This window comes from Acidisoma sp. (assembly GCF_035492295.1).
Classification (GTDB): Bacteria; Pseudomonadota; Alphaproteobacteria; order Acetobacterales; family Acetobacteraceae; genus Acidisoma.
In genome coordinates this window covers 1-7584 of record NZ_DATJJK010000202.1, presented here as the reverse complement: position 1 = coordinate 7584, position 7584 = coordinate 1, and the positions used below count along the sequence as shown (strand labels likewise).

7 protein-coding genes are annotated in these 7584 nt (G+C 65.3%); 1 reads left to right on the top strand and 6 read right to left on the bottom strand.

Annotated elements, in window-relative coordinates:
* Positions 1-57 precede the first annotated feature (57 nt).
* The gene (locus VL752_RS15730) at positions 58-846 is read left to right on the top strand and encodes a hypothetical protein (protein ID WP_325356804.1); all 789 of its coding nucleotides are present in this window, start codon (positions 58-60) and stop codon (positions 844-846) included.
* Between the two features lie 261 nt (positions 847-1107).
* Here VL752_RS15730 and atpC read toward each other — a convergent pair whose 3' ends face one another.
* The 6 genes from atpC to priA all read right to left on the bottom strand — a co-directional run.
* The gene (atpC, locus tag VL752_RS15725) at positions 1108-1527 is read right to left on the bottom strand and encodes an ATP synthase F1 subunit epsilon (RefSeq protein ID WP_325356803.1); all 420 of its coding nucleotides are present in this window, start codon (positions 1525-1527) and stop codon (positions 1108-1110) included.
* A gap of 95 nt (positions 1528-1622) precedes the next feature.
* A complete protein-coding gene (gene atpD / locus VL752_RS15720) occupies positions 1623-3044 on the bottom strand; it encodes a F0F1 ATP synthase subunit beta (RefSeq protein ID WP_325356802.1) in 1422 nt (473 codons plus the stop codon).
* Between the two features lie 25 nt (positions 3045-3069).
* Entirely contained in the window at positions 3070-3960 is an 891-nt protein-coding gene (locus VL752_RS15715; protein WP_325356801.1) for a F0F1 ATP synthase subunit gamma, read from the bottom strand.
* 20 nt (positions 3961-3980) lie between these two features.
* Positions 3981-5516 (bottom strand): F0F1 ATP synthase subunit alpha, encoded by a 1536-nt coding sequence (atpA, locus tag VL752_RS15710; RefSeq protein ID WP_325356800.1) that lies wholly within the window; start codon positions 5514-5516, stop codon positions 3981-3983.
* Between the two features lies 1 nt (position 5517).
* Positions 5518-6087 (bottom strand): F0F1 ATP synthase subunit delta, encoded by a 570-nt coding sequence (locus VL752_RS15705; protein ID WP_325356799.1) that lies wholly within the window; start codon positions 6085-6087, stop codon positions 5518-5520.
* A gap of 197 nt (positions 6088-6284) precedes the next feature.
* On the bottom strand, positions 6285-7584 hold a 1300-nt coding region (priA, locus tag VL752_RS15700), incomplete at its 5' end, for a replication restart helicase PriA (protein ID WP_325356798.1).

The window sequence follows — 7584 nt, the reverse complement described above, 5'->3', positions numbered from 1 at the left end:
GCACAGACCAAAACTAAACCTTGCCCCTCCGCTAACTTTTGAGTTATAATACCAAACATGGAAGCCGACGTACCCGGTCCAGCCTCCCCTCCCGATCCCGCGCAGGATCACCCCGCCAGGACTCTGCCCCACAACATCGCGGTTCTCCTCCAAGCCATCGGCATCCTCCTCAACTACGGCCGCCACCTGATCGACACCGTCCGCCAGCGCGCCACCGTCCCCAACTTCAACGCCATCGCGGCGTGTTTCGGCACCGCCAACCTGGCCACCATCCTCGCCCACCTCAACCGAGGCATCCTGCGCGCCCAGGCCCTGGAGCGCATGCTCCGCGCCCGCGCCGCCATCGACCGAGACATCGACTTCGTCGAGCGCCGCACCCGCGCGCCACAACCACAGCCAGCCCCCGCCACCGAACCCGAGCAGCCTGCCGCAACGCCTCCCGCCCCGCGCAAGCGCGCATTTCGCCCCGCCGCCTGCGACGATCCCGAACTCTTCATGCCCACCGAGCAGGACCTGGATCGTCAGGTGCGCCGCCGCCCCATCGGCCGCACCATCTTTGACATCTGCTCGGATCTCGCCGTCGTCCCAGCCTTCTGCCACAGCGGCTTCTGGAACACGCTGTTCGAGGCCATGCATTTCTTCGGCGGCAGCGTCACCAGGCTGATGCAGGAAAAAACCGCTCGGCGCGATGCCTTCATCAGGCAGCAGGACCGCATCATCGGCAGCAACTGGGACTGGGTGAACCTGTCCCGAGACGCGCTCCGCGCCGTCCTCGGCTTCTTCATCGGCGAACCGCCGGTAAACCCGTTCGCCCCCGACGCGGCTCCCGCCACCGGCCCACCCTGACCAGAAAATCTCCTCTCCCGCGCCTTGCGCGGGGGAGCATGCCCCCCGGGCCCTGACCCGGGGGGCAGGGAGGGGGTGAAACTGCCCCATACGCGACCGGTATCAACCGGCCCCGCCGCTGCCCTATGCCTACTTCACCACGATCGGCAGACGCGGCGTTGCGACGACCGCGCGTTCCAGCAGCTTGATCAGAACACTTCTTGCCGCATTCCGCGCAGAGCGGTCATTCCTGTCGTCCAGGCCAATGCCGGACGCACCATGCTACCGCCCTGTCAGCAGCGCATCCACCGCCTCGATCAACGCCCGGGCTGACTGGACGCGCTCCAGCGCCAGTTCCTCGGCGACGACGTCGTTGCCATCGACCTGTGCCAACGCTTCCTCAGCCACGCTCAGGCGGCGCTCGCCTTCCTCACGCGACAGGTCGGCCGGTGCCAGCACCTCGTTGGCCAGGATGGTGCAACGCTCCGGTGTGACCTCGGCGAAGCCACCAGCGACGTACATCTGGTCGGTGATCGTGTCGCCTTCGTACAGCGCGATGATGCCGCCACGCAGCATGACGATGGCGGGCGCGTGGCCCTCCAGCACGCCCATGTCGCCTTCGCTAGCGGGGATGACCACCATGTCCACCGGCCGCGACAGCAGCAGCTTTTCGGGGCTGACGATCTCCAGGTTCACCGGCATTGGGCGTGGTCCTCGTTCATCCGCCATGGCCGGGCATGACCCAGCCATCAGTCGCGACAGATGGCCGGGTCATGCCCGGCCATCACGTCCGGAAATTAGGCCGTCGCCTTCAGGCTCTCGGCTTTCTTCACCGCGTCCTCGATTGTGCCGACCATGTAGAAGGCGGCCTCGGGGAGGTGGTCGTATTCACCGGCGCAGATCGCCTTGAAGCTGCGGATCGTGTCGGCCACCGGCACGAAGATCCCCGGAAAACCGGTGAAGACTTCGGCGACGTGGAAAGGTTGCGACAGGAAACGCTGGATTTTGCGAGCGCGCGCCACCACCAGCTTGTCCTCTTCCGACAATTCGTCCATGCCCAGAATGGCGATGATGTCCTGCAACGACTTATAGGTCTGCAGGATGCGCTGTGTTTCGCGCGCGACCTGGTAGTGCTCCTCGCCGCAGATGCGCGGGTCCAGCGAGCGCGACGTGGAGTCCAGCGGATCCACCGCCGGATAAATCCCCAGTTCCGCGATCTGGCGAGACAGCACCGTAGTGGCGTCCAAGTGGGCGAACGACGTAGCAGGCGCCGGGTCGGTCAAATCGTCGGCAGGCACGTAGATCGCCTGCACGCTCGTGATCGAGCCCTTCTTGGTCGACGTGATGCGCTCCTGCAGCGCCCCCATGTCAGTGGACAGCGTCGGCTGATAGCCCACCGCCGAGGGAATACGGCCCAGCAACGCCGACACCTCGGCGCCCGCCTGGGTGAAGCGGAAGATGTTGTCCACGAAGAACAGCACGTCCTGGCCTTCCTCGTCGCGGAAGTATTCCGCAATGGTGAGGCCGGACAGGGCGACGCGCATGCGCGCACCCGGCGGCTCGTTCATCTGGCCATAGACCAGCGCCACCTTGGAGCCTTCGCCATCGGTCTTGATGACCCCGGCGTCCATCATCTCGTAGTAGAGATCGTTGCCTTCGCGGGTGCGCTCACCGACGCCCGCGAAGACGGACACGCCGCCGTGCTCCTTCGCGATGTTGTTGATGAGCTCCTGGATGAGCACGGTCTTGCCGACGCCGGCGCCCCCGAAGAGGCCGATCTTGCCGCCCTTCAGGTAGGGCGCCAGAAGGTCGACGACCTTGATGCCAGTGACGAGGATTTCGGCGTTCGCGGCCTGTTCCTCGAAGCTCGGCGCCTCGCGATGGATCGGCATGCGCTTGATCGCCTCGACCGGGCCGCGCTCATCGATCGGATCGCCGATGACGTTGAGGATGCGGCCGAGCGTGGCCGGGCCCACCGGCATGGCGATGGCGACGCCGGTATCGGTCACTTCCTGGCCGCGGACGAGACCGTCCGTGGTGTCCATGGCGATGGTGCGAACGGTGTGCTCGCCGAGTTCCTGTGCCACTTCGAGCACCAGGGTGCGATCGCCGATCTTCGTCGTCAGCGCGTTGTAAATGAAGGGCAGTTCGCCTTCGAACTGCACGTCCACGACAGCGCCCAGAACCTGCGTGACGCGACCGACAGAATTGTTTGCCATTTTCGTATCCTGCTCTGTGCGCTGCTTAAACGGCTTCCGCGCCGGAGATGATTTCGACGAGCTCAGACGTGATGTTCGCCTGGCGCGCGCGGTTGTAGTTCAAGGTCAGACGCTTGATCATATCGCCCGCGTTCCGGGTCGCGCCATCCATGGCGGTCATCTGCGCCGCGAAGAATCCGGCCTCGTTGTCGAGCATGGCGCGGAAAATCTGGGTGCTGAGCGCCCGCGGCAGCAGGCGGGTCAGGATCTCGTCCTCTTCCGGCTCGAATTCGTAGGATGCACGCTCTGCATCCTTGGGAGCTTTTTCGGGCTTCTCGGGGGTCATCGGGATCAGCCGCAGTTCGGTCGGGACCTGGGACATGACGCCGTGAAAATGGCTGTAGACCATGGTCACGACATCGACCTCGCCCTTCGCCAGCATCTCCTGAATCTGCGTCGAAACCAGCTCGGCGTCACCGAATTCGGGCCGCTTACGGCCGCCCGGCATAGGATTGTCCACCATCAGTTCGGCGAATTCGCGCCGCAAATAGTCACGCCCCTTGCGGCCGATGGCGAGGATCTTGACCTGCTTGCCCTCGCTCACCAGCCGGCGGACGAGGTTGCGGGCCATGCGTGCGGAGTTGACGTTGAACCCCCCAGCGAGGCCGCGATCGGCGGTGACCGAAACGACCAGCTGCTTCTGGTCGCGACCGGTGCCCGCGAGAAGCACCGGCGCGCTGCCCGCCGGCTGGTCCGCCATGCTGGCGGCCAGGGCACGGAGCATGCGCTCCATGCGATCGGCATAGGGCTGCGCCGCTTCGGCCTGCGCCTGGGCGCGGCGCAGCTTCGACGCAGCGACCATCTTCATGGCGCTGGTGATCTTCTGCGTCGATTTGACGCTGTTGATCCGGTTACGAAGTGGCTTCAGGCTCGGCATGATTGATGTCTTCCGCCGCCTCAGGCCACGAATTCGTCGACGAGCTTCTTGATGAACGCCGTCAGCTGCTCCTCGACGTCCTTCTTGATCTCGCGATTGGTGCGGATCGAGTCCAGGATGCCAGGCTCGCGGCTCTTCAGGTCGTTCACGAAGCGACGCTCGAAGTCGACGATCTTGTTCACGGGCACGCGGTCCAGCAGGCCGCGCACGCCGCCGAAGATCACGACGACCTGCTCTTCAATCGCCAGCGGGTGGAATTGCGGCTGTTTCAGAAGCTCGGTCAGACGGGCGCCGCGGGCCAGCAGTTGCTGGGTCGAGGCGTCGAGGTCGGAGGCAAACTGGCTGAAGGCCTGCATCTCGCGATACTGGGCAAGGTCGAGCTTGATCTTGCCTGCGACCTGTTTCATCGCCTTGACCTGGGCGGCGGAGCCGACGCGCGAGACGCTGATGCCGACGTTCACGGCCGGGCGGATACCCTTGAAGAAGAGCTCCGTCTCCAGGAAGATCTGGCCATCGGTGATCGAGATCACGTTGGTCGGAATATAGGCCGAGACGTCGCCCGCCTGGGTTTCGATCACCGGGAGTGCCGTCAGGCTGCCCGCGCCCATGGCGTCGGACATCTTCGCGGCACGCTCGAGCAGGCGGGAATGCAGATAGAAGACGTCGCCCGGGAAGGCTTCGCGTCCCGGCGGGCGGCGCAGCAGCAGCGACATCTGGCGATAGGAGACCGCCTGCTTGGACAGGTCGTCATACGCGATCAGCGCATGCATGCCGTTGTCGCGGAAATACTCGCCCATGGCACAGGCGGTATAGGGGGCCAGGAACTGCATCGGCGCCGGGTCTGAAGCAGTTGCCGCCACGACGATGGAATATTCCATCGCGCCGTATTCCTCGAGCGTGCGCACGAGCTGTGCAACGGTGGAGCGCTTCTGACCGATCGCGACATAGATGCAGTAGAGCTTGCGGCTCTCGTCATCGCCCTCGTTGATGGTCTTCTGATTGATGAAGGTATCGATGATGACGGCGGTCTTGCCGGTCTGACGGTCACCGATGATCAGCTCGCGCTGGCCGCGGCCGATCGGGATCAGGGCGTCAATCGCCTTGATGCCGGTCTGCATCGGCTCATGCACGGACTTGCGCGGGATGATCCCCGGTGCCTTCACTTCGGCGCGGCGGCGCTCAGTCGTCCCGAGGGGGCCTCTGCCGTCGATCGGATTGCCGAGCCCATCGACCACGCGGCCGAGGAGACCCTTGCCGACCGGCACGTCCACGATGTCGCCGGTGCGGACGACGGTATCACCCTCGCGGATGCCGCTGTCCTCGCCGAAGATCACGACGCCGACGCTATCGGCGGTCAGGTTCAGCGCCATGCCCTTGAGGCCGGCGCCAGGAAATTCGACAAGCTCGCCGGCCATGACATTCTGCAGCCCGAAAACCTGGGCGATGCCGTCACCGACGCTCAAGACCTGTCCGGTCTCGGTCACATTGGCATCGGAGTCGAAGCTGGCGATCTGCTTCTTCAGGATCTCCGAGATCTCTGCCGGGCGGATCTCCATATCAGGCTGCTCCCTTCATGGCGTATTGCAGTCGCTGCAAGCGCGACTTGAGGCTGGTATCGTAGAGGCGGGCGCCGAGCTTGACGACGAGGCCGCCAAGCAGGCTTTCGTCGACCTGCTCTTCAATCTGGACGCGTCCATAGCCGAGTTCGGTCAGGCGCGCGCGCAACTGGGTGGACTGAAGCTCCGTCAGCGGATGCGCGGAAACCACTTGCGCGCGAACGACGCCGCGCTTCCTGTCCACGAGGTCCGCGAAGCTTTTCACGATGGCGCGCAGGAAGAAAAGGCGGCGGTTGTGAGAAACCACGCCCACGAAATCCTGGACGATGCTGCCGAAGCCCTGGGCCTGAAGCACGGCGCGAACGGCCTTCGTGCTTTCCTGGACGTCGAGCAGCGGATTGCCGAGGAAGGCCCGGAATTCGGGGCTTTCATCGATCAGGCGGCCGAGCGCGTCCATCTCTTCGATAACGCGATCAAGCCAACCCATCTCCTCGGCATGGTCATAGACGGCGGTCGCATAGCGCCCGCTCAGGATCTGGTTCGAAGATTGATTACCGGCGCCCGAGGCCACGTGTCCTACCCGTCATCAGTTGTCGAGACGTTCCCGCGACGTTTGTCCGAGAAACGTTTCCCGAGACGCCTACGTACAATGTCATCAATGGCGCCGACCTATCATAGGGGTTGCGGCGAAGCAACGGAGGTTGAGACGCTTTTGCGCGCAGTTCATGCGGAGAGCGTACGATTTCGGCCTCGGCGGCCAAGGCTCCTTTACATGAAACTCACCGGATCGACATCGATATCAACCCGCACGCCCCGTGGAATCACAACTTCCGCGAGCCAGCGGCGGAGAATCGGTTGCACCGCGATATCGCGCCGCGTCCGCAGGAGAAGCCGCCGCCGGTGCCGCCCCCGCAGCATGGCGAGCGGCGCGGGCGCGGGGCCCAGCACCTCGATCCCCTCTCCGTGCGGCGCGGCACGGCCGAGGGCGGCAGCCACCCGCTCTGTCTCGCCCATATCTTCCCCGAAGACGATGAGGGCGGCGAGCCGGCCAAAGGGCGGCCAATGGCCCGGCCGGCGGCTCTCAGCCTCTGCCGCCATGAAAGCGCCGATATCGCCGCCGACCAGCGCCTGGATCACCGGATGTTCAGGGGAAAAGCTCTGCAGCAGAACATGGCCCGGCGCTTCGGCCCGGCCGGCGCGGCCCGCCACCTGGTGGAGCAGCTGGAGCGTCCGTTCCCCCGCCCGGAGATCGCCGCCGGCGAGACCGAGGTCGGCGTCGATGACGCCGACCAGCGTGAGGTGCGGGAAATGCCAGCCCTTGGCGACGATCTGCGTGCCGATCACGATGTCGACCACGCGGTCCATGATCTTCTGGGCGGCCAGCGCCGCCCCTTCCGGGCCGCCGATCGTATCGCTCGCCATCACCAGGCGCCGGGCTTCGGGGAAAAGCTGCGTCACCTCTTCCGTGATTCGCTCCACGCCGGGCCCGACGGCGGTGAGGCTGTCCTGCTCCTCGCAGGCGGGGCAGGCCTCCGGCACCGGGGCGACATGGCCGCAATGGTGGCATTGCAGGATACGCCGGGCGCGATGCTCCACCAGCCAGGCCGTGCAATGGGGGCAGGCGAAACGATGGCCGCAATGGCGGCAAAGCGTGAGCGGCGCGTAGCCGCGCCGGTTGAGGAAGAGCATTGCCTGCTCCCCGCGCGCCAGCGTTTCGGCAATCGCCTGAACCATGGGGGGTGCGAGAAATTTCCCGCGCTCGGGCGGATGCAGGCGGAGGTCGATGGCGGCCACCTGCGGCAGCGCTGCCCCGCCATGGCGGGCGGCGAGGATGAGTTGGCCGTAGCGGCCGGACTGGGCATTGGTCTGCGTCTCCAGGCTCGGCGTCGCGGAGACGAGGGTGATCGGCACCGCCTCCAACCGGGCACGGACCACCGCCATGTCCCGGGCGTGGTAGATGACCCCCTCCTCCTGTTTGAACGCGCTCTCATGTTCCTCATCAACAATGATGAGGCCGAGATCGGAGAAAGGCAGGAACAGCGCGGACCGTGCGCCGACGACGACCATG